At 67.4% G+C, this 24,443-nt stretch carries 26 protein-coding genes and 1 riboswitch; of the genes, 14 read left to right on the top strand and 12 right to left on the bottom strand.

Annotated elements, in window-relative coordinates:
• Entirely contained in the window at nt 1-774 is a 774-nt protein-coding gene (locus P0Y52_01665; GenBank protein WEK58270.1) for a YebC/PmpR family DNA-binding transcriptional regulator, read from the bottom strand.
• Nucleotides 775-900: 126 nt separating this feature from the next.
• Between P0Y52_01665 and P0Y52_01660 the strand changes: the two genes are divergently transcribed.
• Entirely contained in the window at nt 901-1,107 is a 207-nt protein-coding gene (locus P0Y52_01660) for a hypothetical protein (protein ID WEK58269.1), read from the top strand.
• Here the strand turns inward: P0Y52_01660 and P0Y52_01655 are convergent.
• A complete protein-coding gene (locus tag P0Y52_01655; protein WEK58268.1) occupies nt 1,104-1,541 on the bottom strand; it encodes a thioesterase family protein in 438 nt (145 codons plus the stop codon). The two genes, P0Y52_01660 and P0Y52_01655, sit on opposite strands and share 4 nt — an antisense overlap.
• A gap of 60 nt (nt 1,542-1,601) precedes the next feature.
• Here P0Y52_01655 and P0Y52_01650 point away from each other — a divergent pair, with 60 nt between their 5' ends.
• Complete coding sequence (locus tag P0Y52_01650) at nt 1,602-2,741, top strand: zinc-dependent alcohol dehydrogenase family protein (GenBank protein ID WEK58267.1); 1,140 nt, start codon at nt 1,602-1,604, stop codon at nt 2,739-2,741.
• 197 nt (nt 2,742-2,938) lie between these two features.
• Here P0Y52_01650 and P0Y52_01645 read toward each other — a convergent pair whose 3' ends face one another.
• The 3 genes from P0Y52_01645 to P0Y52_01635 all read right to left on the bottom strand — a co-directional run bounded on the left by P0Y52_01645 (nt 2,939) and on the right by P0Y52_01635 (nt 5,484).
• On the bottom strand, nt 2,939-3,781 hold the full coding sequence (locus tag P0Y52_01645; protein WEK58266.1) for a ribokinase: 843 nt from the start codon (nt 3,779-3,781) through the stop codon (nt 2,939-2,941).
• Complete coding sequence (locus P0Y52_01640; protein WEK58265.1) at nt 3,778-4,713, bottom strand: nucleoside hydrolase; 936 nt, start codon at nt 4,711-4,713, stop codon at nt 3,778-3,780. Before P0Y52_01640 ends, P0Y52_01645 begins: the two co-directional genes overlap by 4 nt.
• Before the next feature lie 81 nt (nt 4,714-4,794).
• Nucleotides 4,795-5,484 carry an amino acid racemase gene (locus tag P0Y52_01635; protein WEK58264.1) on the bottom strand — a complete coding sequence of 230 codons (690 nt, stop codon included), beginning with the start codon at nt 5,482-5,484 and terminating at the stop codon, nt 4,795-4,797.
• A gap of 387 nt (nt 5,485-5,871) precedes the next feature.
• On the opposite strand from P0Y52_01635, the gene P0Y52_01630 reads away from it, so the two are divergent.
• Nucleotides 5,872-6,627, top strand: a complete 756-nt coding sequence (locus P0Y52_01630) for a DUF4019 domain-containing protein (GenBank protein ID WEK58263.1) — start codon at nt 5,872-5,874, stop codon at nt 6,625-6,627.
• Between the two features lie 4 nt (nt 6,628-6,631).
• Here the strand turns inward: P0Y52_01630 and P0Y52_01625 are convergent, their stop codons facing one another.
• Entirely contained in the window at nt 6,632-7,084 is a 453-nt protein-coding gene (locus tag P0Y52_01625; GenBank protein ID WEK58262.1) for a GNAT family N-acetyltransferase, read from the bottom strand.
• A gap of 56 nt (nt 7,085-7,140) precedes the next feature.
• Nucleotides 7,141-7,249: riboswitch (TPP riboswitch) on the top strand.
• Between the two features lie 63 nt (nt 7,250-7,312).
• Here P0Y52_01625 and thiC point away from each other — a divergent pair.
• The 3 genes from thiC (at nt 7,313) to P0Y52_01610 (ending at nt 12,259) form a co-directional block, all read left to right on the top strand.
• The gene (gene thiC, locus P0Y52_01620) at nt 7,313-9,250 is read left to right on the top strand and encodes a phosphomethylpyrimidine synthase ThiC (protein WEK58261.1); all 1,938 of its coding nucleotides are present in this window, start codon (nt 7,313-7,315) and stop codon (nt 9,248-9,250) included.
• A 91-nt stretch (nt 9,251-9,341) separates the two neighbouring features.
• Entirely contained in the window at nt 9,342-11,213 is a 1,872-nt protein-coding gene (locus P0Y52_01615; protein WEK58260.1) for a TIGR04141 family sporadically distributed protein, read from the top strand.
• 281 nt (nt 11,214-11,494) lie between these two features.
• A complete protein-coding gene (locus tag P0Y52_01610) occupies nt 11,495-12,259 on the top strand; it encodes a hypothetical protein (GenBank protein WEK58259.1) in 765 nt (254 codons plus the stop codon).
• A 190-nt stretch (nt 12,260-12,449) separates the two neighbouring features.
• Here P0Y52_01610 and P0Y52_01605 read toward each other — a convergent pair whose 3' ends face one another.
• A complete protein-coding gene (locus P0Y52_01605) occupies nt 12,450-13,136 on the bottom strand; it encodes a DsbA family oxidoreductase (GenBank protein WEK58258.1) in 687 nt (228 codons plus the stop codon).
• Nucleotides 13,137-13,212: 76 nt separating this feature from the next.
• Nucleotides 13,213-13,497 carry a hypothetical protein gene (locus P0Y52_01600; GenBank protein ID WEK58257.1) on the bottom strand — a complete coding sequence of 95 codons (285 nt, stop codon included), beginning with the start codon at nt 13,495-13,497 and terminating at the stop codon, nt 13,213-13,215.
• Between the two features lie 122 nt (nt 13,498-13,619).
• Here P0Y52_01600 and P0Y52_01595 point away from each other — a divergent pair, with 122 nt between their 5' ends.
• Complete coding sequence (locus tag P0Y52_01595) at nt 13,620-14,390, top strand: ribonuclease (protein ID WEK58256.1); 771 nt, start codon at nt 13,620-13,622, stop codon at nt 14,388-14,390.
• A gap of 46 nt (nt 14,391-14,436) precedes the next feature.
• The gene (locus P0Y52_01590; protein ID WEK58255.1) at nt 14,437-14,814 is read left to right on the top strand and encodes a hypothetical protein; all 378 of its coding nucleotides are present in this window, start codon (nt 14,437-14,439) and stop codon (nt 14,812-14,814) included.
• An 18-nt stretch (nt 14,815-14,832) separates the two neighbouring features.
• On the opposite strand, the gene P0Y52_01585 is transcribed toward P0Y52_01590, so the two are convergent.
• The 3 genes from P0Y52_01585 to P0Y52_01575 all read right to left on the bottom strand — a co-directional run bounded on the left by P0Y52_01585 (nt 14,833) and on the right by P0Y52_01575 (nt 17,629).
• A complete protein-coding gene (locus tag P0Y52_01585) occupies nt 14,833-15,816 on the bottom strand; it encodes a hypothetical protein (GenBank protein WEK58254.1) in 984 nt (327 codons plus the stop codon).
• Between the two features lie 98 nt (nt 15,817-15,914).
• Complete coding sequence (locus tag P0Y52_01580) at nt 15,915-16,682, bottom strand: ABC transporter permease (GenBank protein WEK58253.1); 768 nt, start codon at nt 16,680-16,682, stop codon at nt 15,915-15,917.
• Entirely contained in the window at nt 16,682-17,629 is a 948-nt protein-coding gene (locus P0Y52_01575; GenBank protein ID WEK58252.1) for an ABC transporter ATP-binding protein, read from the bottom strand. The genes P0Y52_01580 and P0Y52_01575 overlap by 1 nt, the downstream gene beginning before the upstream one ends.
• 139 nt (nt 17,630-17,768) lie before the next feature.
• Between P0Y52_01575 and P0Y52_01570 the strand changes: the two genes are divergently transcribed.
• Nucleotides 17,769-18,338, top strand: a complete 570-nt coding sequence (locus P0Y52_01570; GenBank protein ID WEK58251.1) for a lipocalin family protein — start codon at nt 17,769-17,771, stop codon at nt 18,336-18,338.
• A 10-nt stretch (nt 18,339-18,348) separates the two neighbouring features.
• Nucleotides 18,349-19,662 carry a sorbosone dehydrogenase family protein gene (locus P0Y52_01565; GenBank protein ID WEK58250.1) on the top strand — a complete coding sequence of 438 codons (1,314 nt, stop codon included), beginning with the start codon at nt 18,349-18,351 and terminating at the stop codon, nt 19,660-19,662.
• 63 nt (nt 19,663-19,725) lie between these two features.
• On the opposite strand, the gene P0Y52_01560 is transcribed toward P0Y52_01565, so the two are convergent.
• Nucleotides 19,726-20,334 (bottom strand): hypothetical protein, encoded by a 609-nt coding sequence (locus tag P0Y52_01560; protein ID WEK58249.1) that lies wholly within the window; start codon nt 20,332-20,334, stop codon nt 19,726-19,728.
• Nucleotides 20,335-20,671: 337 nt separating this feature from the next.
• On the opposite strand from P0Y52_01560, the gene P0Y52_01555 reads away from it, so the two are divergent.
• The 4 genes from P0Y52_01555 to P0Y52_01540 all read left to right on the top strand — a co-directional run bounded on the left by P0Y52_01555 (nt 20,672) and on the right by P0Y52_01540 (nt 24,377).
• Nucleotides 20,672-22,471: a long-chain-acyl-CoA synthetase gene (locus P0Y52_01555; GenBank protein WEK58248.1), complete on the top strand. Its 1,800-nt coding sequence runs from the start codon at nt 20,672-20,674 to the stop codon at nt 22,469-22,471.
• Nucleotides 22,472-22,550: 79 nt separating this feature from the next.
• Nucleotides 22,551-23,420 (top strand): flagellar motor stator protein MotA, encoded by an 870-nt coding sequence (motA, locus tag P0Y52_01550; protein WEK58247.1) that lies wholly within the window; start codon nt 22,551-22,553, stop codon nt 23,418-23,420.
• Between the two features lie 202 nt (nt 23,421-23,622).
• Complete coding sequence (locus P0Y52_01545; GenBank protein ID WEK58246.1) at nt 23,623-23,913, top strand: hypothetical protein; 291 nt, start codon at nt 23,623-23,625, stop codon at nt 23,911-23,913.
• Between the two features lie 185 nt (nt 23,914-24,098).
• The gene (locus P0Y52_01540) at nt 24,099-24,377 is read left to right on the top strand and encodes a hypothetical protein (GenBank protein ID WEK58245.1); all 279 of its coding nucleotides are present in this window, start codon (nt 24,099-24,101) and stop codon (nt 24,375-24,377) included.
• Nucleotides 24,378-24,443: the final 66 nt, after the last annotated feature.

Here is a 24,443-nt window from a genome sequence, read left to right as displayed (position 1 = left end):
TCAGCCCGCGTACTTGGCCGCGTCTTCGTCCGAGATGTCTTCGTTGGAATAGACCGCCGACACGTCGTCTTCGGCGTCCAGCGCGTCCAGCAGCTTGAACAGGGTGCCGACGGCCTCGCCCGTGACCTGAACTTCGGTCTGCGGCTTCCACACGATGGCGGTCGACTTCGGGTCGCCCAGCACCTTGGACATGGCCTCGGCCACCTCGTTCAGGTCCTCATAGGCGGTCCAGATCGTATGGCCCGGCGCGTCCTCATAGATGTCCGGCTTGACCAGATCGCTCTCGACGTCCTGGGCGCCGGCCTCGATGGCGGCTTCCATGACCTCGTCCTCGGTGCCGGCCTCGGCCTTGTAGGTGATCTTGCCGACCTTATCCCACATGAAGGCGACCGAGTTCATCTCGCTCAGCGCCCCGCCGTTCTTCTTGAAGGCCGCGCCGATGTTCGAGGCCGCACGGTTGCGGTTGTCGGTCAGGGCCTCGACGATGATGCCCACGCCGCCGGGGCCCCGGCCCTCATAGCGGACCTCTTCCATCGTATCGACGTCGCCGCCGGAGGCCTTGTTGATCGCCCGCTGGATGACGTCCTTGGGCAGGCTTTCGGCCTTGGCGTTGTTGACGGCCAGACGCAGGCGCGGGTTCAGCGCCGGATCGGGCATGCCGCCCTTGGCCGCCACGGTGATGTCGCGCGACAGCTTGGAGAACAGCTTGGAGCGCACCGCGTCGGCGCGACCCTTGCGGTGCATGATGTTCTTGAATTTCGAGTGGCCGGCCATGAATCTCGCTGCCAGATTTCTGAAACGTGAGGCGAGGCCTTTACTGGATGTGCGATCCTCTGTCACGACTGGGAACCGCCCGACTGCGCCGGGGATTTAGCGCAGGCCTGTAACGAGGAGACGCCGATGGCCGCCGACGACACCTATCTGGACGACGCCTATGATGAAGGCCTCGACCACGCCCACGCCGGCGAAATCGTCGAATGGTACGCCAAGCGCCCCGTCACGGTCTCCACCGCCGCCGCCACCGGCTCCCTCGTCGCCGCCTTCGCCCTCGGCGCCCTGACCGCCGTCGGAACCCTCTTCCTGCTGCGCCAGTACGACGAACGCTAGGGTTTCAGCAGGCCTTCCAGAAACGCCCGCAGCGCCTTCGGGATGGCTGCGGGCCGCATCGTCGCACGCGCCACCATGACGTGGACGAAAAAGCCCTCGGCCGTCGCCTCGTCCTCGTCGTTGCGGAACAGGCCGACCTCATAGCGGATGCTGGACGCCCCCAGCCGCCCGACCCGCACACCGGCGTGGATCACGTCGGGATAGGCCGCCGAGGCGTGAAACCGGCAACCGGACTCCGCCGCCACCCCGATCACCGCGGACCCGGCCACGTCCAGCAGCCCCGCTTCGATCAGCAGCTGGTTCACCGCCGTGTCGATGAAGGCGTAGTAGGCGACGTTGTTGATGTGGCCATAGGCGTCATTGTCCGCCCACCGCGTCGTCAGCCGCACGAACCGCGCGTAGTCGCCGCGCCTGCCCCTGATCCGCTCCGTCATCCGCCCCTTGGCCTCCGCTACGTCATGCGCCTAGCCTGACAGCAGATGGGAGCCCTGACCATGCCGACCACCACCCGCGCCGCCGTCCTGCGCCACATGGGCGCCCCCCGCCCCTACGCCGACAGCCGCCCGCTCTCGCTCGAGACCCTCACCCTCGACGATCCCGGCCCCGGCGAGGTTCTGGTCGCCATCAAGGCCGCCGGCCTGTGCCACTCGGACCTCTCCGTCATCAACGGCGACCGTCCCCGCCCCCTGCCCATGGCCCTGGGTCACGAAGCGGCCGGCGTGGTCGAGGCCCTCGGACCGGGCGTCAACGACCTGGCTGTCGGCGACCATGTCGTCATGGTCTTCATGCCGTCGTGCGGCCACTGCCACCCCTGCGCCGAGGGCCGCCCCGCCCTGTGCGAGCCGGGTGCCGCCGCCAATGGCCGGGGCGAGTTGCTGACCGGCCGCCGCGCCCTGCACGCGGGGCCTGAGACGCTGAACCACCACCTCGGCTGCTCCGCCTTCGCCGAGCACGCGGTCGTCTCGCGCCGCTCGCTGGTCAGGATCGACGCCGACCTGTCGTTCGAGCACGCCGCCCTGTTCGGTTGCGCCGTCCTGACCGGGGTCGGGGCCGTGGTGAATACGGCGGGCATTCGCGCGGGCCAGTCGGCCGTGGTCGTCGGCCTCGGCGGGGTCGGTCTGGCCAGCGTCCTCGGCGCCCTCGCCTCGGGGGCCTCGCCCGTCGTTGCTGTCGATCTGTCCGAGGACAAGCTGGCCCTGGCCCGCTCGCTGGCTGCCGAGGGCGTGGTCCAGACCGTCAACGCCGCCGATCCCGACGCCGTCGATCAGGTCCGCGCCCTGACCCAGGGCGGCGCCGACTTCGTCTTCGAAATGGCCGGCTCGGTCCGCGCCCTCGACGCCGCCTGGCGCATGACCCGGCGCGGCGGAACCACCGTCACCGCCGGCCTGCCCCCGCCCGAGGCCGCCCTGGCCGTCAACGTCGTGTCGCTGGTCGGCGAAGAGCGCACGCTGAAGGGCTCCTACATCGGAACCTGCGTCCCGACCCGCGACATCCCCCGCTACGTCGCCCTCTTCCGTCAGGGCCGCCTGCCCGTCGATCGCCTGCTCAGCGGCGTCCTCGCCCTCGACGACATCAACGCCGCCTTCGACGCCCTGGCCGACGGCAAGGCGGTGCGGCAGGTGATCCGGTTCTAGAAGCGCCGCTGAGCCCCTCAATCCTCCCCCGTTCACGGGGGAGGAGGACCGCGCAGCAGTGGAGGGGGCGGACACATCCGCCAGCCTCAAAAGACCCTCTCGACCGCCGACCGAGCTTCAAACGCAACGCCCGACCTCGCCCCCTCCACCATCCTTCGGATGGTCCCCCTCCCCCCGCTTCGCAGGGGAGGATCGGGTTAAGCCAGCAACCCCTCGACCTCGTCGCGCGTCCCCAATGACGGCTGCGCCCCCGGCCGGGTCGCGGCCAGCGCCCCCGCCGCGCACGCGAAGTGCAGGGCCGCGTCCGGCGTCATGCCGTCCAGCAGGGCCACGACGATGGCCCCGACAAAGGCGTCGCCCGCCCCCGTCGCGTCCACGGCGTGAACGCGCGGCGGCGTGGCCCAGGCCATCTCCACCCCGCGCCGGTACATGACCGCGCCGCGCGCCCCCTTGGTGACGACCACCAGCCCGCCGCCGACGTGCAGGGCCTCGCCATAGAAGGCGGCCTCCGTCTCATTGACCACGATCAGGTCAGCGCGCCGCAACATGGCCTCCGACACCGGGGCCGCGGGGGCCAGGTTGACGCAGACAAAGTCCGTCGCCCGTCCCACCGCCGCCTCGACCGTCTCGATCGGCAGCTCCAGCTGGGCGATCAGCGGCGTCTCGATCCGCGACGGCAGTTGTTCCGGCGTGACGAGGTGGTTGGCCCCGGCGGCGACCACGATCTGGTTCTCTCCGCTGGGATCGACCGCGATCAGAGCCACCCCGGTCGGCGCCGCAATGTCCGTCTCGACCCCCGACAGGTCCACCCCGTGGGCCAGCATCAGGGCCACCGCCGCCCCCGACATCTCGTCCTCGCCCACGCGGCCGATCAGGCTGACCTCGGCGCCCAGACGCCGCGCCGCCAGGGCCTGATTGGCGCCCTTGCCGCCGGCATGCCGGGCCAGCGTCGCCCCCGTCACCGTCTCGCCCGGCGCCGGCAGGCTGGGGGCCGAGGCCACCATGTCCAGATTGATCGACCCGACGACGGTGATCCTCATTGGCCTGCTCCCAGTCGTTCCGTGATCAGGGCGAAGACCCCGTCCGCATCCGCCCTTGTCGCCCAGAAATGCTTGGCCGTCGCGGCCTCGACGCGGAATTCCACCGCCGTATGCCCGCGCGTCAGATCGCTCTCGGTCTCCACCGCGATGCGGCACGGCGCCAGATCGAACAGCTCCGGCTTCAGCAGCCAGGCCACGGTGCAGGGGTCATGCAGCGGCCCCGCGTCCCAGCCGACGATCTCGCGCTCGGTCCGCTGCGAGAAGCGCAGCATGGCCGCCGCCGTCCGCGCCGAGGCCGTGTCCACCGCCTCGATGGCCTTGATGCGCGCCTCCGTCGCCCGCACCTGATGGGTGACGTCCAGGCCCATGACGATCATCCGGCATCCTGAGGCGAAGACCTCCGCCGCCGCGTCCGGGTCCGCCCAGATGTTGAACTCAGCCGAGGCGGTGATGTTGCCGCCCTCGCTGCGCGCCCCGCCCATGACCACCACCGGCCCCAGATGCGCCGCAAGCCTCGGCTCGGCCCGCATCGCCAGCGCCAGATTGGTCATCGGCCCCATGACGGCCAGAGCGACGCTGCCCGCAGGCCGTTCCATCACCAGCCGCACGATGGCCTCCGCCGACGTGCCCTCGCCCACGGGCTGGGCCGGCTCGAACGGCGCCAGATCACCCAGACCCTCGGCCCCGTGGAACTCGCCTGCGCCCGCCGGCGCGCGCTTCAAGGGCCGCTCGGCCCCGGCATGGACCGGCACATCCTCGCGCCCGGCGATCTGGCGGATGATCCGCGCATTGCGCGCCGTCGCGACGGCCGGGACATTGCCCCCGACCGTGGTCACGGCCAGCAGGTCGAACTGAGAAGAGGCGAAGGCGGTCAGCAACCCCGTGGCGTCATCCACGCCGGGATCGCAATCAATGATGAGAGACTGTTTCACCGGATCGGTGTGCCGCGTGGCGCCGCGCGAGGCAACCGTCGCGCACCGATCCTCCCCCGTAAACGGGGGAGGATCGCAAAACTACAGACACGCCTTCACGCAAACCTTGGCCAACACTTCCGCCGAATCCGTCAGCGGAACCGCCACGTCGCCCGCATCCAGCAACAGCGGCACCTCGGTGCAGCCCCCGATCACCCCTTGCGCCCCCGCCGCAACCAGGGCCGCCGCCAGGTCGCGCATGGCCGCCCGCTGCTCCGCGCCCACGTCGCCCGCCTTGACCCCGGCCACCACCGCCATGAAGCGGTCGCGCTCCGCCGCCGACAGCCGCACCATCTCCACGCCCTCAGCCGCCAGCGCCTCGGCGTAAAGCGCCTCGCCCCCCGGCGTCGCCAGCACGCCGACGCGCGTCGCCTCGCCCGCCTTCGCCGCTCCCGCCTTCGCGGCCAAATTCTTCGCGGCCTTGGCCGTCTCCGCCACCATGTCGATAAAGGGCAGCCCCGACGCCCGGATCGCCTCGGCGTGGGCGTGGGCGGTGTTGCACGGCATGGCCAGAACCTCGGCCCCCGCCGCCTTCAGCCGCCGCGCCATCTCGCCCAGTGTCCGACCCGCCGCCTCGGGCTGGGTATGCCGGTTCGGCGTCTGCGGGTTCAGATCCATCACCACGCGAATGTGGTCCTCATCCCCCTGGGCCGGGGTCAGGGCCTGCACCCGCGCCAGAAAGGCCACCGTCGCCGCCGGCCCCATGCCGCCCAGAACCCCCAGAATCTTCACGCCCGACCTCGTCCGCTTCTCGACCCGCAACCGGACCGCCCGACCGCTTCGCCCATCCCCGCGCCGGGCGCAACATCCGCGCGCGCCGTCGCCCCCGACAGATCGAGCAACGACGGCCTGAGAACCAGAAATCATCGGTTCAGGAACGACGTTCAATAATCATGGTGAATGCGCGAATTCTTGCGGAACCAAGTTTCAGGTCCGTTGTTATTGCATCGGACACATCGGACGCCCCCCAACCCCGATGTCGTCTGTGGCGGTCCGGCCTTAACGCCCCCCCGACTGAGAAGCCGGACCGCCCCCCCTTTTTTGAAAATATGAGACGCAAGCTTGACGCCCGCGTAACAGCGATAGATCACCTGTGTCCTCCGTTGTGGCGAGGATTCCATGTCGTTCATACTGTTCGCGATCCTGGGGGCGCTGCAGGCCAGTCCGCAGATACGGGTTGAACCCGATGGTCCCGACGCCTGGCGGCTGACCCTCACCGCCGAAGATGAAACCGACCCCCTCCGTCTGGCCGAGCGCCTTCGTCCACGCGCGGCGGAACTGTGCGGCGCCGCCGGATACCATTTCGGTCGCTACACCTTCGACCTCGAGCAAACCGTCGCCAAGGGATCGACCGAGGTGAAAAATGGGGCGCTGACGGTCGTGCAGAATGTCGTGTGCGGCCCCGCTGCGCCGGTCGTCGAGCCCGCCGCCGCCCCGGTCCTGAGCGAGGCCGACGCCACAGCCCTCAACCCCCGGCTTACGGCCCTGAGCGACTCCTATTTCACCGCCCTCGACCAAGGTCGCTATGCCGAAGCCTTCGCCATGGTCGCCGAGACGATGACGGGCGGCGCCACGCTAGAGGGCTGGGCGGCCCGCGCTCGTATTCAGCGCGATAAGATCGGGGCGACCAACGCGCGCGAGATTGGCCGCCTGACTTGGTACTCCAATCCTCCGGGGGCGCCGCCTGGGCATTACGGCGCGGTCGATTACGTCGCCGCTCATGCGCTTCAGGACGAATGCGGCTACCTGATCTGGTATCGTCCCACGTCCGACGCTGAACTGCTTCTGATCCGTCAGGAGACCACCCTCTTGCCGCACGATATGGACGAAGCGTTGCGGGCGACGATGCGTCAGGCCCACTGCATCATCCTCTAGCCCCTCAACCCAGCGCCAGCACCATGTCCCAGCGGTCGATGCCGGGCGCATAGCCGTCGGGCGTGACCTTTTCCGCCTCGAAGCCGAAGCGGGCGTAGAAGCCTTGCGTGTGCTGGCTGGTGTTCAGGATCACGCGGCGGATCCCCGGGGTCGCCCGCGCCGCCGCGATCCGCGCCTCGGTCAGCACCCGCCCCAGCCCCTGACCGTGCAGCCCCTGGTCCACCATGCCCCAGCACAGGGCGACGCTGATCCCGTCCGGCTCCACCGCATGGCCGCCGCAGCCGACGATCCGCCCGTCCTGCTCGATCACCTGATAGGGCCAGCGCAGGGCCTGGTCGTTCAGAAACCCGACAAACCCCTCCCGCTCGCTGGCGTCAAAGAAGCGCGGCGTATTGCTGTCGAACAGGGCCAGACAGCCGGCCAGGTCTTCGGGGCGATAGGTGCGGGAAAGGATCATTCCCCTTCCTGCCACGCCGCCCTCGCTTGACCTACCCCCGAAACGGGCTAGGGTCTCGGCGTTCTCCGGGGGGTCGCGATCGAGCGGCTGAGATTGGCGTAGCCGCCTGACCCGTCGAACCTGATCCGGGTCATGCCGGCGAAGGGATGAGTACGCTTCCGGCCCCGGCTTCACGCCACAGGACCGGCACGCCCGACGTCGGCGGACCTCAAACGTTTTGAGGCCGCCATGAACATCAACGTCACCCCGACCGCCCAAGCTCAGTCCGAGGCTCAAGCAGCGAGCGACCGCGTCGCGAGCGATAGCCTCCCTCTCAGCGAAGCGCGACAACAAGTCGAGGCCGAGACCGGCCGCATCCCCACCGGCCCCCGCGCCGGCGGCGTGAAGGTCTTCGTGGCGGGCCAGCTCTACCCCGACATCCGCGTCCCCTTCCGCGAGGTCGCCGTCCACCCCTCGGCCAACGAGCCGCCGGTGACGATGTATGACTCTTCCGGCCCCTACACCGACCCCGCCGTGACCATCGACATCAAGAAGGGCCTGCCCCGCGTCAAATCCAGCTGGCAGCGGGATCGCGGCGACATCGCCCCCGTGGCGAACCCGCGCGAGGTCAAACCCGAAGACAACGGCCACGCCTCGGGCAAGAATCTCGCCCCCCGCTTCGACACCTCGCACCATCAGGTCTTCAAGGGCGTCGAAGGCCGCCCGGTGACCCAGTACGAATACGCCCGCGCCGGGATCATCACGCCCGAGATGGAATACGTCGCCATCCGCGAGAACCTGCGCCGCGAGCAGAACGCGCCCTGCATCCGCGACGGCGAAGACTTCGGCGCCTCGATCCCCGACTTCGTCACGCCCGAGTTCGTCCGTCAGGAGATCGCGCGCGGCCGCGCCATCATCCCCCACAACATCAACCACCCCGAAGTCGAGCCGATGATCATCGGCCGCAACTTCCTGGTGAAGATCAACGCCAACATCGGCAACTCGGCCGTCCTCTCCAGCGTCGATGACGAGGTGGACAAGCTGGTCTGGGCCACCCGCTGGGGCGCCGACAACGTCATGGACCTGTCGACGGGCCGCAACATCCACAACATCCGCGACTGGATCATCCGCAACTCGTCCGTCCCCATCGGCACCGTCCCCATCTATCAGGCGCTGGAGAAGGTGAACGGCATCGCCGAGGACCTGACCTGGGAGGTGTTCCGCGACACCCTGATCGAACAGGCGGAACAGGGCGTGGACTACTTCACCATCCACGCGGGCGTGCGCCTGCCCTTCGTGCCGATGACGGCCAAGCGCGTCACCGGCATCGTCAGCCGCGGCGGCTCCATCATGGCCAAGTGGTGCCTGGCCCACCACAAGGAGAGCTTCCTCTACGAGCACTTCGAGGACATCTGCGACATCATGCGCGCCTATGATGTCTCCTTCAGCCTCGGCGACGGTCTGCGCCCCGGCTCCATCGCCGACGCCAACGACGAGGCCCAGTTCGCCGAGCTACGCACCCTCGGCGAACTGACCAAGATCGCCTGGGCCAAGGGCTGCCAGGTCATGATCGAAGGCCCCGGCCACGTGCCGATGCACAAGATCAAGGCCAACATGAATGAGCAGCTCAAGCACTGCCACGAAGCGCCCTTCTATACCTTGGGCCCGCTGACCACCGACATCGCCCCCGGCTATGACCACATCACGTCCGCGATTGGAGCGGCCATGATCGGCTGGTTCGGCACGGCCATGCTCTGCTACGTCACGCCCAAGGAACACCTCGGCCTGCCCGACCGTCAGGACGTCAAGGACGGCGTCATCACCTACAAGATCGCCGCCCACGCCGCCGACCTGGCCAAGGGCCACCCCGCCGCCCGCATGCACGACGACGCCCTATCCCGCGCCCGCTTCGAGTTCCGCTGGGAGGACCAGTTCAACCTCGGCCTCGACCCCGAAACCGCCCGCAAATACCACGACGCCACCCTGCCCAAGGAAGCGCACAAGACCGCCCACTTCTGCTCCATGTGCGGCCCCAAGTTCTGCAGCATGAAGATCAGCCAGGACATCCGCCGCGACGCCCTGGCCCAGAACGACGCCGGCGCCAGCCTCGCTGCGGAGGAGGGGATGCGCGAGATGAGCGAACGCTTCCGCGCGGGGGGCGGGGAGATCGAGGTGAAGGTGTTGTGAGCGGCTAGCGTCAACGTCGAGTTGCCTAGTCCGCACTTTAAGGTCTAGCTTGCCGTCAACGAACAAAGTTCATTTTCAAGCTTGCCACGCCATGACAAAATCACGCCCCTTCTCCATCTACCTCCTGAAAACAGGCGTCACGGCGGACACCGCGCTGCGACAGGATCATGAGTTGGAGTCGGCGGTCGCCCAAAAATTGCCTGAGGGGAGTTCTCTTTTCATCCTAGATTCTGACGCCACCCGTCCTTGGTGGCGCGAGTATTTCGGCGTCGAAAAGGAGGACCTATGGCAACAACAGAAGGGCGCTCTCGTATTTCTTCCAGTTGGCGACAGGTGTTTCGCTCTATCCTTTGGCCAAGCTCTGCATCATCTCGATGAACGCGCTTTCGAATATGATTTCGGTTTGCGCGTTACGTTGAACAGCCTAGACCCAAAGCACCTTAAGAGCGCAGATATGGTATCACCAGGCGCAGCAAGACGAAAACGCACGCAAGTGCCATCATCAACGGATTTGACATATCTTGATTTTGACGGAAATAGCGAAATTATCAGGAGCCTAACGGGTTCGGTAAGAGCGGAATACAAGGAACTATTCAAAAACGCTACTGGATCTTCTTCACTTAAGATAAGCTTGAAATTATCACCCTCAGAACTCGTTACTATTTGCGAAAAACTTCTAAAACTCTACAAGAGCGAATATTACCTAGAGAATTTTCCAAACATTCAAAATATCTCCCCCGTCTCTGATCCAGAAACAATTGAAAATCTCGACGCTCAACTTGTATCAGCGTTTAGATCCATGGATGAAGGCTTAGCACTCGGGATACCTGACATTATAGATTATCGGGACAACACCTGCTGCATCTTCGATCTTAACGGTGCAAAGAGTGAGGTAACTCCTGAAATTTCTCTCGAATCGCTTTCCGATTTTGCCGAGGCAAAAAACATCGATCTAAGCGATATGACGCTGGAGCAAATCAAAGCGTCGCGCATCATAATGACAGACTACGATGGAAAGCCGAGCAAATCATTCGGCCTATATCGGTCATTGATATTTGACGCACCAGTATCCGATGACGGCTTAGTGTACCATCTTTGTGAGTCTAAATGGTATCAGGTAGAACAAAACTATCTAGATAAACTTACCATTTACATCGACCAGAGGTGTGAAGATACAGACCTTCCTAGCTACAATCATGACGAAACAAAAAATGGAAAGCGAGTCTATAGCGAGGGTGCCTACAACGCTGCGGTACCTAATATCGTTGGATCTATTATATGTCTTGACCAAACCGACATAAGTCCAAACGGAAACACAGCTATTGAGCCGTGCGATCTTTACAAAGTTGTAAAAGACGCATCTGCGTCCGGCGGCCATCGAGCCATCATGTATGGCGTAAAGATATCTACTCGATCAGCACAACTTAGTCATCTCTTCAATCAAGGCCTAAACTCTGTTGAAATTATCAGGCAGGAACAAGCTTGTAGAGACAAGATCAAGATCCTAATAGCCGACAGGATAGCGGCTAATGATAGCCAATCCTATACGGAAGCTATAGATAATTCAGAATTTAAAGTGATTTTTGGAATCATTACCGATAAAGACAAGAACAATAAATCGAACAACCTACCTCTGTTTTCGAAGATTAGCCTGATGAGGACCATGCAGCGGCTAGATCTAATGCGAATCCCCGCGTCGCTCACCTTCATTCCGGATGAGAGTCCGGCTAAAGATGGATATGCTCGATATCCAACGCTTACCGTCGAGGTAGGCGATTCAAACGGGAAGACTGTTGTTCAGCCTGTTCCCGGACAGGGCGCCGATCCGACCAAGGCGATCGCACGGTGTCCTAAAGATGTGCGGGAAAGCCCTGCTGGCACTCGGTTCCGCATGGTGGTCAAAACTGACGATAAGGGAGATCTGTCGACGCACCACGGATGGCCTCTCGAACGCTTGCCGTAAGGCTTCTACTTGGCGACAGGCACGGACAGCGCGAACCCTTTTCCATCTCATGCCAAGCCTCTGCCTTCGGTCGAGTAAAAACAGAGACACACACGCGTTCCCCATCCCGCCCGCCCCCCGCCCAGCACAAAGATCGCCTTCGGCGCCGCTAGGTCCCCCGATCTCGCTCCGCTCGCCGGAGGATGACGACGGAAGAAGGGGAACGGCGGGCGGCCAGAGCCCCCGTCCGATCCTGACGCACCCGTCCTCCAACCTCCTTACCGCAGGCAGGAGGAGGCGAGATGGACGACGCGCGGGAGGCATACTGGCACGAGGGCGAGCCCCGGATCGTCGCTTCGGGGCGGTGGCAGCAGGATGAGTTCGGCGACACCACCTATATCCCCGACCATGTCCGGCCCTCGACAGCCGCCGGGGCGGACGACCCGCCGGTCGGCGGCGACCTCATGGACGCCCCCGCCGGCGACCCCGCCAGCGACGGCTATCGCGTCCGCTCGGCGCGGACCTGGGCGGCGGCGCGGCGCGACTATCTGGCCGGGGACGCGGCCGAGGCCGTCTGCGCCCGCTATGACCTGAAGCTGGGAACCCTGCGGTCCCGCGCCGCGCGCGAGGGCTGGCGCCGCAGCGACATCGAAGACGTCTGGCCCGATCCGCAGGACGAAGACGCCGACCCAACCCCGCCCGACCTGACCCAGATGGCGGCCCAGGCCCTGATGCGCCTGAACCGCGCCCTGCAGCGCGGCCGCGCCGTCGAGGCCGCCTCCTGGCTGCGCACCTGGCGCGCCCTGACGGACCCCGCCCTGCTCGCCGCCGCAGAACCCAAGGTCGAACCCACACCCGACCCCCTCGCCACCCTGGAGCAGGACCTGCAGGAGGTCGCCGCCGTCGCCCGCGACGCCGCCGCCCTCTCCCCCGACGACCACGCCGGTCGCCGCGCCATCGAAGCCCGCATGGCCGCCCTCAAAACCCGCCTCGATCCCGAGGGCCGGATTTCAGACGATTCAGACGAATTGGACTCTGTTTTTTCGGAGGACGAGGTGTCGCCCTGACTCAATCCTCCCCTGCGCAGCGGGGGAGGGGGACCATGCGCAGCATGGTGGAGGGGGCGGGGTCAGGCTCAACTTCCAAAGGTCAGACACAGGTCCACGCCAACCCGGCAGCGCGTTAAGCCGTAGCCGCCCCCTCCACCGCTACGCGGTCCCCCTCCCCCGCCATGCGGGGGAGGATCAAGAGCGAAGCCTAAACATCCGCCGCGATCTTCCGCAGCGCTTCTTCAAACGCCGCCGCCGGTTGCCCGCCGCTGATCAGGTATTTCCCCTCAACCACCACAGCCGGCACCGAGGTAATCCCCCGCACCCGCCACAGCTCCTCCGCCCCGCGCACCTCCTGCGCATACCGCCCAGAGGCCAGGACCTCGCCCGCCTCGGCCCGGTCCAGCCCGGCGGCCTCGGCGGCCTCGGTCAGGACGCGGGCGTCGGTGATGTTGCGGTTGTCGGTGAAGTGGGCGGTGAACAGGGCGCGCTTCAGCGCCTCCTGCTTCTCCGGCGCCGTCTCATGCGCCCAGTGCAGCAGACGGTGGGCGTCGAAGGTGTTCCAGATGCGGCTTTCCGGCCCCATCTTCATGTCAAAGCCGACCTCGGCGGCGCGCGCCCGGATCATCTCGCGGTTCTGGGCCGACTGTTCAGGCGTCGAACCATACTTGCGGCCGATATGCTCGACGATGTTCTCGCCTTCCGGCGCGATCTGCGGGTTCAGCTCAAACGGCTGGAAGGTGATGTCGGCGGCGATCCCCTCGCCTTTCAGCCTGTCGAGCGCCGTCGTCAGCCCGCCCAGACCGACCGCGCACCAGGGGCAGACCACGTCCGAAACGAAGTCGATCTTCAGGGTTTTCAAGGGAGCGGGCGCAGCGTCGGTCACTTCGGTCATGGGGAGCGTTTCCTAGGGCTTTGTTATCAGCACCATATGGTGTTGCTGATCGCCACCGCTACCCCCTCGGAGCCGCTTACGCCCCCTTGCGGCCCATCAGGGGCGACAGGGTCTGGTTGACCTCGTCCATGACCGAGCCCTTGCCCGCCGCGACCCGGGCCTCCAGTTCGTCGGCGCGGGCCTGCAGGCGGCGGATCTCCTCGACGCGGGGGTCGTCCTCCGGCACGGCGACCAGGGCCTCGCGCCGCGCCTCAATCTCGGCCAGCAAGGCGTCGAACCGCCGGTGGTCCAGCCCCTCCCCCTGCTCGAACAGGGCGATGGCTTCGTCCAGGGCGGCTTCGAAGGCGGCTTGATCGGGCATGGGCGTTCCTCAACACTGACGCTTTATGGAATGAGCGGGCGCGCGCCGGGTTCCGTCTCGACCCCCGCCGACTTAGCGGCTAGGCGTCAAAAATCGTCCCCGCCCGAACCGGAGCCCTCGCCATGCGGCCGACCCTGCTGCTCTCGCCCCTCACGGCTCCCCTTCTTGCGGGCGCCCTGCTGCTGGCCGCCTGCGAGCCGCGCCTGTCCTCGCCAGTGATGACCGCCGCCGCCGAGGGCGCGACCTGCGCCGTCCCCGCCGACCTGGCGCCGGCCCGCCCCTACCCCGTCCCGGCCGACGAGGCCGCGCCCGACGTGCCGGTCGCCTTCAACATGCTGGCCGTCAGCTGGTCGCCCCAGGCCTGCCGCTCGGGCAAGGACTACCCCGACGCGCGCTATCAGTGCGCCAGCAACCAGTTCGGCCTGACCCTGCACGGCCTGTGGCCCAATGGCGCCGCTGACCAGCACCCGCGCTACTGCGCCGCCCCCGGCCCGGCCATCCCCGTGGCGACGGTGAAGAAGAACTTCTGCATGACCCCCTCGCCGTCCTTGCAACAGCACGAATGGGCCGCCCACGGCACCTGCGGCTGGGACAGCCCGGAAGCCTATTTCGAGCAGGCCGCCCGCATGTGGAACGGCCTGAACAAGCCCGATCTCGAAGCCATCCCGGCCGAGCGCCTGACCGCCGGCGCCATCCGCGACGCCTTTGTCGCCTCAAACCCCGGCCTGCCGCGCAACGGCGTCTTCATCGCCACCACCGACGGCTGGTTCCGCGAGGCGCGGCTCTGCTACTCGAAGGCCTATCAGCCCATGGCCTGCCCGCGCGGCCTCGGCGCGCCTGACCGCGAGCGGCTGAAGCTGGCGCCCACCGGCGTGTCGCAAACGCCCCGTTAACCGGAACGGCGCAGCCTCGCTCCACGGCCCCCACGGAGCGTTTGCCATGTCGACCGTCCTGACCCAGAGCTACCGCCGCCAGCGCGACCATTTCGAGCCCAGCGATCAGGACCCGCAGGAGCAGCGCCGTCTGCGCGGCCTGCTGGAACAGATCGACTACGCCGCCTTCATCTCCAACCGCGAGGTCATCGCCCAGACCCTGTCGCGCGTCGACGTGGCCACCTTCCAGAAGCTGGCGGTCCTGACCGCCAACGCCCGCGCCCGCTGGGCCGCCGAGGCCGTGCGTCTGTCGGAATCCGGCTCAGCCGTCACTGTCGATCAGACCGCCCGCCTGACCGCCGCCCGCACCGCCTACGAGGAACTGGCCGAGGCCTACGAGGCTCTGCGCCGCATGGTCGAGCGGGGCTATCTGACCTTGCGCTAGGGACTGCGGTCCCGTGTCCTAGTCCAGCGGCTGAGGCTTGGTGACGACCGGGGCGTTGGGGTCGCTCTGCGTCGGGCGGGCGACCGTGGGCGCGGGGCCAGCAGGCTGGGCCGGTTCAAGCGCGGGCGCGATCACCACGACTGGCGGCGGCGTAGCGGGGGCTGCGACGAGCGGCGGCGCCGTGACGGCGGGCGCGGCGGTGTTGGCGGCCAGGGTGGCGGCCGAGGCGGCGACCGGCGCCCGGCGCGGCGCGGCCGCACGCCGCACGGCGTTCGTCGCGACGGGCTGCGTCGGCGCGGCGACCGGCAGGGCCTCGCTTGGCGCCGCCGCGACGATCCCGCTCGCCGGAACGGCCGCAGCGGGCGATGAGGCCTCCAGCGCCGAAACGTCCGAGGCCGCCGATGACGCCTCCGGCGCCGGTTCGCTGTTGGAGCGCGTGATCAGCCAGGTGGCGACCGGCGCGCCGATCACCACCACCGCAGCGGCGGCGATATAGAGGGGCGTGCGGTTGGCGGCCTTGCGCGGCGCGGCGCGAGCGGCGATCGGGACGACGACCTCGACGGGCTGAACCTGAGGCTTGGGCGGGAGCGCGGCCGGCGCGGGCGCTTCCGCCCGAAGAGCAGCCTCGGGCGCCTGAACGGGCGGCAGGGGCCGAGGCGTGGCGTCAATCGGCGCCCGTGCCGCCGGGACCGGCGCTGAAGGCTGAGGCGCGACCGGGGCCGGGGCGGTGAGGAAGGTCGGCCCGGCGCCCGGCGAGGTCGCCCGGCGCTGCGGCACCAGCGAGCCGCCCAGCACATTCCCCGACGCGGGGCGCGAGGCTGCGCGCGGCGCGGCGGGCGCCGCCGCAGGTTTCGTCGTTTCAGTCTTGGGCGGCGCCGGGACCGACGGCGTCAGGCCTGCGCCGCGCGGCAAGGGCCCGGCGATGAAGGTGGTCTGGGGCGGACGGCCCCACTGCACCTGACGGCGGGCGAAGGGCGTGGACTTGTCGTCGGCGTCGGACATTCGGGCTCCGGCGCCGGGCGGCGCGCATCACGAGAAGGATCGGCAGACCCTCAAACTGCTGAGCGAGTTCGGCGGTTTCGTGACGCGCGGCGCCGACCTCAGTTCTTCAGACGATAGCCTGTCCTGAAGATCCAGCCCACCACCGCCAGACAGGCGAAGAAGAAGCCCAGCGTGGCCGTCAGGCTCAGCCCCACGCTGACGTCGCCGATGCCGTAGAAGGCCCAGCGGAAGCCCGAGATCAGATAGACCACCGGGTTGAACAGCGTCACCGTCCGCCAGCCGTCCGGCAGCATGTCGATCGAATAGAAGGCCCCGCCCAGGAAGGTCAGCGGCGTCACGATCAGCATGGGGATCATCTGCAGCTGTTCGAAATTCTGCGCCCAGACCCCGATGATGAAGCCGAACAGGCTGAAGGTGGTGGCGATCAGGATCAGGAAGGCCAGCATCCAGAAGGGGTGCAATATCTGCAAGGGCACGAACAGGGCCGCCGTCGCCAGGATGATCAGGCCCAGCACCGCCGACTTGGTCGCTGCCGCCCCGACATAGGCGATGACGATCTCCAGCGGACTGACGGGCGCCGACAGGATCTCGTAGATTGTGCCGGTGAATTTCGGGAAATAGATGCCGAAGCTGGCATTGAAGATCGACTGGGTGAACAGGCTCAGCATGATCAGGCCCGGCACGATGAAGGCGCCGTAGGGCACGCCCCCGACCTCGCTCATGCGGCTGCCGATGGCCCCGCCGAAGACGACGAAGTAAAGCGCCGTGGTGATCACCGGCGTCACGATGGACTGCCACAGGGTGCGCAGGGCCCGCGCCATCTCGAAGCGATAGATGGCCCAGACGCCGTGTCCGTTGAACGTCATCACGCAGCCTCCCCTTCGCTGGCCCCGTCACGGTGGACCAGGCTGACAAAGATGTCTTCCAGCGAGCTCTGGCGGGTGTTCAGGTCCTTGAAGGCGACGCCCAGATCGGACAGGCGACGCAGCAGCGACGGCACCCCGGTCTTCTCGGCGTGGGCGTCGAAGGCGTATTCCAGCTCCCCGCCCTCGTTTTTCAGGCTCAGGTCCCATTCCGCCAGCTCCGGCGGGATGACCGCCATCGGCTCCTGCAGGTTCAGCGTCAGGGTCTTCTTGCCCAGCTTGCGCATGAGGGTCGCGGTCTTCTCGACCAGGATCAGCTCGCCCTTGAGGATGACCCCCACCCGATCGGCCATCTCCTCGGCCTCCTCGATATAGTGGGTGGTCAGGATGATGGTGACGCCCTGATCCCGCAACTGGCGCACCAGGCCCCACATGTCGCGGCGCAGCTCCACGTCCACGCCCGCCGTCGGCTCATCCAGGAACAGGATGTCGGGCTCGTGGCTCAGGGCCTTGGCGATCATGACACGGCGCTTCATCCCGCCGGACAGGGTCATGATCTTGGCGTCCTTCTTGTCCCATAGAGACAGGTCGCGCAGCACCTTTTCGATATGGGCCGGGTTCGGCGCCTTGCCGAACAGGCCCCGGCTGAAGGTGACGGTGGCCAGCACGGTCTCGAAGGCGTCCGTCGTCAGCTCCTGCGGCACCAGGCCGATGCGGGTGCGGGCGGCGCGATAGTCTTTCTGGATGTCATGGCCGTCGGCGATCACCGTCCCGGTCGAGGGCGTGACGATGCCGCAGATGATGGAGATCATCGTCGTCTTGCCCGCGCCGTTCGGCCCCAGCAGGGCGAAGATCTCGCCCTTCTCGATCTCCAGATCGACCCGCTTCAGGGCCTGATGGCCGGATTTATAGGTCTTGGTCAGACCCTGAATAGTGATGACTGGCGACATGGGCCCTCCCGGCATGGCTTGGCAGATAGGCAGGCCGGACGACGGGCTCAAGGTCCCGGCGCCCACATGACCTCTCGCCCGAAGTCATCCAGCCCGGAACGGCGGACGTAAACCGGGGGTCGTCACACGGAGACCGCCCATGCCCGCCGCCCCCTTCTCGCGTCGCCTCGCCGCCGCGGCGCCGGTCGCCGCCCTCCTCCTGACCTTGGCCGCCTGCGCCACGGCGCCGTCCATGAGCGAGACCCGCGCGCCCCAGCCGCTGAAACCCATCGACGCCGAGCGCCTGTGGTCGGGCCGCTGGCACGAGGTCGCCCGCCTGCCGATGAAGATCACCGACGGCTGCGTGGCCGGCGCCAGCCTCTATGACTTCACCCCGCCCGCCCGCGTGGCGGTGCGCGACACCTGCCAGGTCGGCACGCCCGAGGGCCGCGAGAAGGCCATCGACGGCCGCGGCGAGATTCTGGACCCCGGCATGAACGCCAAGCTGCGGGTCAAATACCTGTGGGGCTTGATCACCTGGGACTACTGGGTGCTGGATCGGGCCGAGGACTATTCCTGGTTCATCTCGTCGGACCCGACCTTCGACAAGCTGTTCATCTATACCCGCGACGTCCCGACGCCCGACCAGTTGGCGCGGCTGACGCGACGGGCCGGCGAACTGGGCTATGATGTCCGTCGACTGGAGTTCCCCGCCCAGCCCCGTTCTTGAGGAGTTTCTGATGGATCGCCGCCGCCTCGTCGCCGCCCTGCCCCTGCTGATGGCGCTCGCCGCCTGCGGCACGGAGAGCCGGCTGCCGGAAAGCCTCGGCATCGGCGCCGATCCCCAACTGCCCGAAGCCCGTCCCCAGCGCCTGCCGACCGTCAAGATCGCCCCTGCCGTCGGCTGGCCCCAGGGCGCCGCGCCGGTCGCGGCCCAGGGCCTGGCCGTCAACGCCTTCGCCACGGGCCTCGCCCACCCGCGCTGGCTCTATGAACTGCCCAACGGCGATGTCCTGGTCGCCGAAAGCAACGCCCCGCCCAAGCCCGACGACAAGAAGGGCGGCCTGCGCGGCTGGATTCAGGGCCTGGTCATGGGCCGGGCGGGCGCGGGCGTGCCCAGCGCCGACCGCATCACCCTGCTGCGCGACGCCGACGACGACGGCGTGGCCGAGGTGAAGACCGTCTTCCTGTCGGGCCTGACCTCGCCCTTCGGCATGGCCCTGGTCGGCGACCGCCTGTTCGTGGCCAACGCCGACGCCGTGGTCGCCGTGCCTTATCAGAGCGGCCAGACCCGGATCAGCGTCGCGCCGGTCAAGGTCGCGGACCTGCCCGCCGGTCGCAACCACCACTGGACCAAGAGCCTGGTCGCCTCGGCGGACGGCTCGAAACTCTATGTCGGCGTCGGCTCCAACTCCAACGTCGGAGAAAACGGCCTGGACGAGGAGGTCGACCGCGCCGCCATCCTCGAGATCGACCTGGCCACCGGCGCGCGCCGCGTCTTCGCCTCGGGCCTGCGCAATCCGGTCGGCATGGCCTGGAACCCCGAGGACGGGCGGCTGTGGGTCTCGGTCAACGAACGCGACGAGATCGGCGACGATCTGGTGCCCGACTACATGACCTCGGTCACGCCCGGCGGCTTCTACGGCTGGCCGTGGAGCTATTACGGCCAGACGGTCGATGCGCGGGTCCAGCCGCCTCGCCCGGATATGGTCGCCAAGGCCCTCAAGCCCGACTATGCGCTCGGTTCCCACACCGCTTCACTGGGCCTGACCTTCTATACCGGCGCCCTAATGCCCCAATGGCGCAACGGGGCCATTGTCGGCCAGCACGGCTCGTGGAACCGCAACCCGCCCGCCGGCTACAAGGTCATCTTCATCCCCTTCAGCGGCGGCAAGCCCGCCGGTCCGCCCCAGGATGTCCTGACCGGCTTCCGCAACGAGAAAGGCGAGGCCATGGGCCGCCCGGTCGGGGTGCTCGGCGTCCGCTCCGGCGCCCTGCTGGTGGCCGACGACGTGGGCGACGCCGTCTGGCGGGTGACGCCCGCCCGCCCCTGATCTCGGGTCCAGACCCAAAAAAGGCCCGGCGCGCGCCGGGCCTTTCTCTGTCGGCCGCCGCGATCAGGCGGTCGGGGTGATCACGATGGGCGGAGGCGAGGCGGCGGGCGTCGTGGTCGGAGCCGCCGGCGTCATGGTCGTCGGCCCCGCCTGAGGCGCGACCGACAGATAGGGCTGCGGGCCCGCCGGAACCGGGGCTTCGGCCGCCGGCGTCGACGGCGCGGCCGGCGCGGTTCTGGCCAGCGAGGTTCTGGCCGGCGCGGTCCGGGCGGCCGAGGTCCGGGCGACCGGCGCGGGCGCCGCGCGCGGCGCTGCGGGGGCCAGGTCGGACGGCGGCAGGGGCGCTGTCGCCAGATCGGTCGGCGTCTCCATCGGGACGGTGGCCGCCGTCAGCGGCGAGAGCTCGGACGTCACCGCGGGCGTCACGGTCGGAGGCGCCAACGGCGCGGCCGCCTCCGGCAAGGTCGTCTCGGCCGGCGACATCAACATGGCCGCCGCCGCGCCGCCGACCATCAGCACCCCCAGGGGCGCCAGGATCATCCAGGTCTTGACGGGCTTGTTGGACGTGCGCGCACTGTTGCGGGCATAGACCGGCACATAGGCCTCGCTGTCCACACGTTCAGCGGGGCGGGCGGCGGCGGGACGAACCGGATCGGTATAGGTCACGGACATGATGTCTTCTCCTTATCCAAGGGCCCCTCAACCCCGATCAAAAGAGCAAGGTTCCGCGAATTGGGCGATCGCCCCGAAGAAACACCACCCCCGCCACAGTTCAGGCGAAAGCATGGGCAAGTCATGAGACTGTCGTTTCTTGCCCCCTTCTTGCCTCCGCGCCCCGCCCAGGTTGACCTTACGTCGCGGAACAACCTTACCCAACGTCATCGAAAAGGCGGCTCAAGCATCCTGTTCGCGAAACATTGTGGCGATGCGCGCCTGCGACCTGTTGACCCGTCGCCGCTGCCCGTTCATCACCGTCGAAAGGCGTAATTCGACAAGAGGCGGCGCAAGCATGGGTCTGGCAGCGAACATCCGGCGCGATATCAGGTTCGCGAGCGGGCTGTACCGCCTCCTGAAGCGCATCAAGCCCATCACCCTCGACAGCGACGTCCTGGTCTGTGACGACATCGAGGAGGCGGTGGACCGGTTCGCGGATCATGTCGCGCTCGAGGACGAAAACCGCCGCCTGACCTATCGCGAGCTGGACGCCCTGGCCAACCGCTACGCCCACTGGGCCAAGGCGCGGAACCTGAAGCGCTCCGACGTCATCGCTCTGGTGATGCACAACCGGGTCGAATACCTGGCCGCCTGGATCGGCTTCTCCAAGGTCGGCGTGGCCACGGCCCTGATCAACACCAACCTCAACGGCGCCGCCCTGGCCCACTGCCTGACCATCTCCAACGCCTTCTGCGTCGTGACGGATCAGGACTGCTGGCGCGCGGTGGAGGAAGCGCGGCCTTTCGTCGACCGCAACCTGATGGTCTGGGTCCACGGCCTGGCCGACGAGGACGAGACCAACGACCGCCGCGACATCGACAACGCGGTGCGCAGCGCCTCCTCGGTGCGTCCCGACAAGGGCCTGCGTCAGGGTCTGACCAACCGCGACACGGCCCTCTTCATCTTCACCTCGGGCACCACCGGCCTGCCCAAGGCCGCGCGCATCCCCCATTCGCGCGCCCGCACCTATATGCGCGCCTTCGCCGGGGCCACGGCCACGACGCCCAAGGACGCCCTCTACAACTGCCTGCCCCTCTATCACTCGACCGGCGGTCTGGTCGGGGTCGGCTCCATCCTGCTGAACGGCGGCCGGATGATCATTCGCCGCCGCTTTTCCTCGACCAATTTCTGGCCCGACGTGAAGGCCTCCGGCGCCACCACCTTCGTCTATATCGGCGAGCTGTGCCGCTACCTGGTCAACTGCCCGCCCAACCCGGACGAGCGCGCCCACAAGCTGCGCCTCGCCTTCGGCAACGGCCTGCGCCCCGACGTCTGGACCGAGTTCCAGAAGCGTTTCGGCATCAAGGACATCATGGAGTTCTACGGCTCCACCGAGGGCAACGTCTCCCTGTTCAACTTCGACGGCAAGGCGGGCGCTATCGGCCGCGTGCCCAGCTATCTGAAGTCGCAGATCAACATCCGCCTGATCGCCCTGGACCCGGAAACGGGCGAGCCGCTGCGCCGCCCGGACGGCCTGTGCCAGCTGGTCTCGGTCGGCCAGACCGGCGAGGCCATCGGCCAGATCGCCGCCGACATCCGCCACGACTTCTCGGGCTATGCCGACAAGAAGGCCTCGGAAAAGAAGATCCTCACCGACGTCTTCAAGAAGGGCGACCGCTGGTTCCGCACTGGCGACCTGATGCGTCAGGATCGCGACGGCTACTTCTACTTCATGGACCGCCTGGGCGACACCTATCGCTGGAAGGGCGAGAACGTCTCCACCGCCGAGGTCGAGCAGCGCCTGCATGACGCCCCCGGCGTTCAGGAAGTCATCGCCTACGGCGTCGCCGTCCCGGGTCAGGAAGGCAAGGCGGGCATGGCCGGCCTGGTGATGGAGGGCAAGTTCGACGCCGCCGCCTTCGCCGCCTACGCCGACGAGCAGTTGCCGCCCTACGCCCGTCCGGTCTTCCTGCGCCTGATGAAGTCGGCCGAGACCACCGGCACCTTCAAATACCGCAAGGTCGATCTGGTCGCGGACGGCTTCGATCTCGAAAAGGTCGTCGGCCCTGTCTATGTGCGCGGCGGCAAGACCGGCTATCAGAAGCTGACCGCCAAGGCCTATGAGGCCATCATCGACGGCACGACCCGGCTGTAGCGAGAGTGAAACCCGCCCTTAAGCATTAACGCCGATAACGGCGTCCTGAGCTTTCTCCCGCAGGACGTCCGACCGCCCCATGTTCCAGATTATCGGCATCGTCCTGCTGTTCGGCATGGTGTTCGGCAGCTACGTCCTCGCAGGCGGCAAGTTCGGCGTCATCATGCACGCCCTGCCGCACGAGTTCATGGCCATCGGCGGCGCGGGCGTCGCCGCCTTCCTGATCTCCAACAGCCTGCCGGTCATCAAGGCCTCGCTGGCGGGCTTCGGCAAGACCTTCGCCGGTCCGAAATGGAAGAAGCAGGACTACAAGGACCTGCTCAGCCTGCTGTTCCAGCTGACCAAGACGATGAAGTCCAAGGGCGTCATCGCCCTGGAAAGCCACATCGAAAAGCCGGCCGAGAGCAGCATCTTCCAGAAATACCCCAAGGTGCTGAAGGACCACTTCGCCACCGACTTCATCTGCGACACCCTGCGGATGATGACCATGAACCTCGAAGATCCGCATCAGATCGAGGACGCCATGGAAAAGCAGCTCGAGAAACACCACCACGAGGCCCTGGCCGCCGCTCACGCCCTGCAGAACCTGGCCGACGGCCTGCCTGCGCTGGGCATCGTCGCCGCCGTTCTGGGCATCGTGAAGACCATGGGCTCGATCACCGAGCCGCCGGAAGTCCTGGGCGGCATGATCGGCGGCGCCCTGGTCGGCACCTTCCTCGGCGTCTTCCTGGCCTACGGCCTGGTCGGCCCCTTCGCCGCGCGCCTCAATGCGATCATCGAAGAGGAAGGCGCCTACTACAAGATCATCCAGTCGGTGCTGGTCGCCCACCTGCACGGCAACGCCGCCCAGATCTCGGTCGAGATCGGCCGGGGCGACATCCCCTCGTCGGCCCAGCCCTCCTTCACCGAGATGGAAGAAGCCCTGGCCGCCGCCCCGATGGACGCCTGATCCCGACACGGCCCCGCCGCAACACGGATCGCTCACGCCGCTTCGCGCCGGGTCACGTTCGCGTGCCCCAGGAGACGCCGATGCGCCGCGCCCGCCCGGCGCGGCCCGACATCGGGCTTGTCGAACCCTGCAATCTCGCGCTACGCCTTGCATCGGCGGGGTTGTCCCGTCGGATTCCTGAAATCGAAGGGGCTATAGTCACATGACCATCCGTCGCCTGATGATCGTCGCCGCGGGCCTCAGCGCCCTGTCGCTGGCCGCCTGCCAGCAACCGGCGCCCAAGACCGAAGAAAACGCCGCTGTCGCTGACGCCGCGGCCGAAACCGCCACCGACGCCGCCGCCACCGCCGCTGACGCCGCCACCGCTGCTGCGGGCGCCGCCACCGACGCCGCCGCCTCGGCCGGCGCCGCGACCGAAAAGGCCGCCGACGCCGCCGGCGCCGCCATGACCCCGGCCCCCGCCCCGGCCGCCCCGGCTCCGGCCGCAAACTAAAAAACTTCGGCCCTCAAAGCCGGCCAGAGGCCGCTCCGATCCGCATCGGGGCGGCCTTTTTGGTGGGCGGATAACAGGACTTCACGAACGCGTGAGAATTTCGCTTGCGCATTCGCTCACGATCCCGTTATCTCCCCCTCAGCGAGGGTTCATGATCTCGCCTTACCTTCTGAAGGATTACTACTATGCGCATCACCGCTCTGATCGCCGCTTCGGCCGCCGCTCTGGCCCTGGCTGCTTGCCAACCCGCCGCCACCGACAAGGCTGAAGACGCCGCTGCCGACGCCACCGACGCCGCTGCAACCGCCACGGACGCTGCCGCCACCGCCGACGCCGCCGCCACCGACGCTGCCGCCGCTGCTGGTGCCGCCACCGACGCTGCTGCCGCTGCTCCGGCCGCTGCCGACGCTGCTGCTGCTCCGGCCGCCGCTGCTCCGGCTGCTGCTCCGGCTGCCGCTCACTAAGACTTACGTCTTGGATCGCGGCCTCCGGGTCGCGATGCGGAAAGGGGTCGTCTTCGGACGGCCCCT

This window comes from Candidatus Brevundimonas phytovorans, from assembly GCA_029203145.1.
Lineage (GTDB): Bacteria > Pseudomonadota > Alphaproteobacteria > Caulobacterales > Caulobacteraceae > Brevundimonas > Brevundimonas phytovorans.
Note: the sequence above shows the minus strand (reverse complement) of the source record. Positions and strands in the feature narration are given on the sequence as shown.

Bases quoted from the DNA above. Each gene is read 5' to 3' on its own strand.
- P0Y52_01665 (WEK58270.1), bottom strand. From the start codon at position 774: ATGGCCGGCCACTCGAAATTCAAGAACATCATGCACCGCAAGGGTCGC.
- P0Y52_01660 (WEK58269.1), top strand. From the start codon at position 901: ATGGCCGCCGACGACACCTATCTGGACGACGCCTATGATGAAGGCCTC.
- P0Y52_01655 (WEK58268.1), bottom strand. From the start codon at position 1,541: ATGACGGAGCGGATCAGGGGCAGGCGCGGCGACTACGCGCGGTTCGTG.
- P0Y52_01650 (WEK58267.1), top strand. From the start codon at position 1,602: ATGCCGACCACCACCCGCGCCGCCGTCCTGCGCCACATGGGCGCCCCC.
- P0Y52_01645 (WEK58266.1), bottom strand. From the start codon at position 3,781: ATGAGGATCACCGTCGTCGGGTCGATCAATCTGGACATGGTGGCCTCG.
- P0Y52_01630 (WEK58263.1), top strand. From the start codon at position 5,872: ATGTCGTTCATACTGTTCGCGATCCTGGGGGCGCTGCAGGCCAGTCCG.
- P0Y52_01625 (WEK58262.1), bottom strand. From the start codon at position 7,084: ATGATCCTTTCCCGCACCTATCGCCCCGAAGACCTGGCCGGCTGTCTG.
- thiC (WEK58261.1), top strand. From the start codon at position 7,313: ATGAACATCAACGTCACCCCGACCGCCCAAGCTCAGTCCGAGGCTCAA.
- P0Y52_01615 (WEK58260.1), top strand. From the start codon at position 9,342: ATGACAAAATCACGCCCCTTCTCCATCTACCTCCTGAAAACAGGCGTC.
- P0Y52_01610 (WEK58259.1), top strand. From the start codon at position 11,495: ATGGACGACGCGCGGGAGGCATACTGGCACGAGGGCGAGCCCCGGATC.
- P0Y52_01605 (WEK58258.1), bottom strand. From the start codon at position 13,136: ATGACCGAAGTGACCGACGCTGCGCCCGCTCCCTTGAAAACCCTGAAG.
- P0Y52_01600 (WEK58257.1), bottom strand. From the start codon at position 13,497: ATGCCCGATCAAGCCGCCTTCGAAGCCGCCCTGGACGAAGCCATCGCC.
- P0Y52_01595 (WEK58256.1), top strand. From the start codon at position 13,620: ATGCGGCCGACCCTGCTGCTCTCGCCCCTCACGGCTCCCCTTCTTGCG.
- P0Y52_01590 (WEK58255.1), top strand. From the start codon at position 14,437: ATGTCGACCGTCCTGACCCAGAGCTACCGCCGCCAGCGCGACCATTTC.
- P0Y52_01585 (WEK58254.1), bottom strand. From the start codon at position 15,816: ATGTCCGACGCCGACGACAAGTCCACGCCCTTCGCCCGCCGTCAGGTG.
- P0Y52_01580 (WEK58253.1), bottom strand. From the start codon at position 16,682: ATGACGTTCAACGGACACGGCGTCTGGGCCATCTATCGCTTCGAGATG.
- P0Y52_01575 (WEK58252.1), bottom strand. From the start codon at position 17,629: ATGTCGCCAGTCATCACTATTCAGGGTCTGACCAAGACCTATAAATCC.
- P0Y52_01570 (WEK58251.1), top strand. From the start codon at position 17,769: ATGCCCGCCGCCCCCTTCTCGCGTCGCCTCGCCGCCGCGGCGCCGGTC.
- P0Y52_01565 (WEK58250.1), top strand. From the start codon at position 18,349: ATGGATCGCCGCCGCCTCGTCGCCGCCCTGCCCCTGCTGATGGCGCTC.
- P0Y52_01560 (WEK58249.1), bottom strand. From the start codon at position 20,334: ATGTCCGTGACCTATACCGATCCGGTTCGTCCCGCCGCCGCCCGCCCC.
- P0Y52_01555 (WEK58248.1), top strand. From the start codon at position 20,672: ATGGGTCTGGCAGCGAACATCCGGCGCGATATCAGGTTCGCGAGCGGG.
- motA (WEK58247.1), top strand. From the start codon at position 22,551: ATGTTCCAGATTATCGGCATCGTCCTGCTGTTCGGCATGGTGTTCGGC.
- P0Y52_01545 (WEK58246.1), top strand. From the start codon at position 23,623: ATGACCATCCGTCGCCTGATGATCGTCGCCGCGGGCCTCAGCGCCCTG.
- P0Y52_01540 (WEK58245.1), top strand. From the start codon at position 24,099: ATGCGCATCACCGCTCTGATCGCCGCTTCGGCCGCCGCTCTGGCCCTG.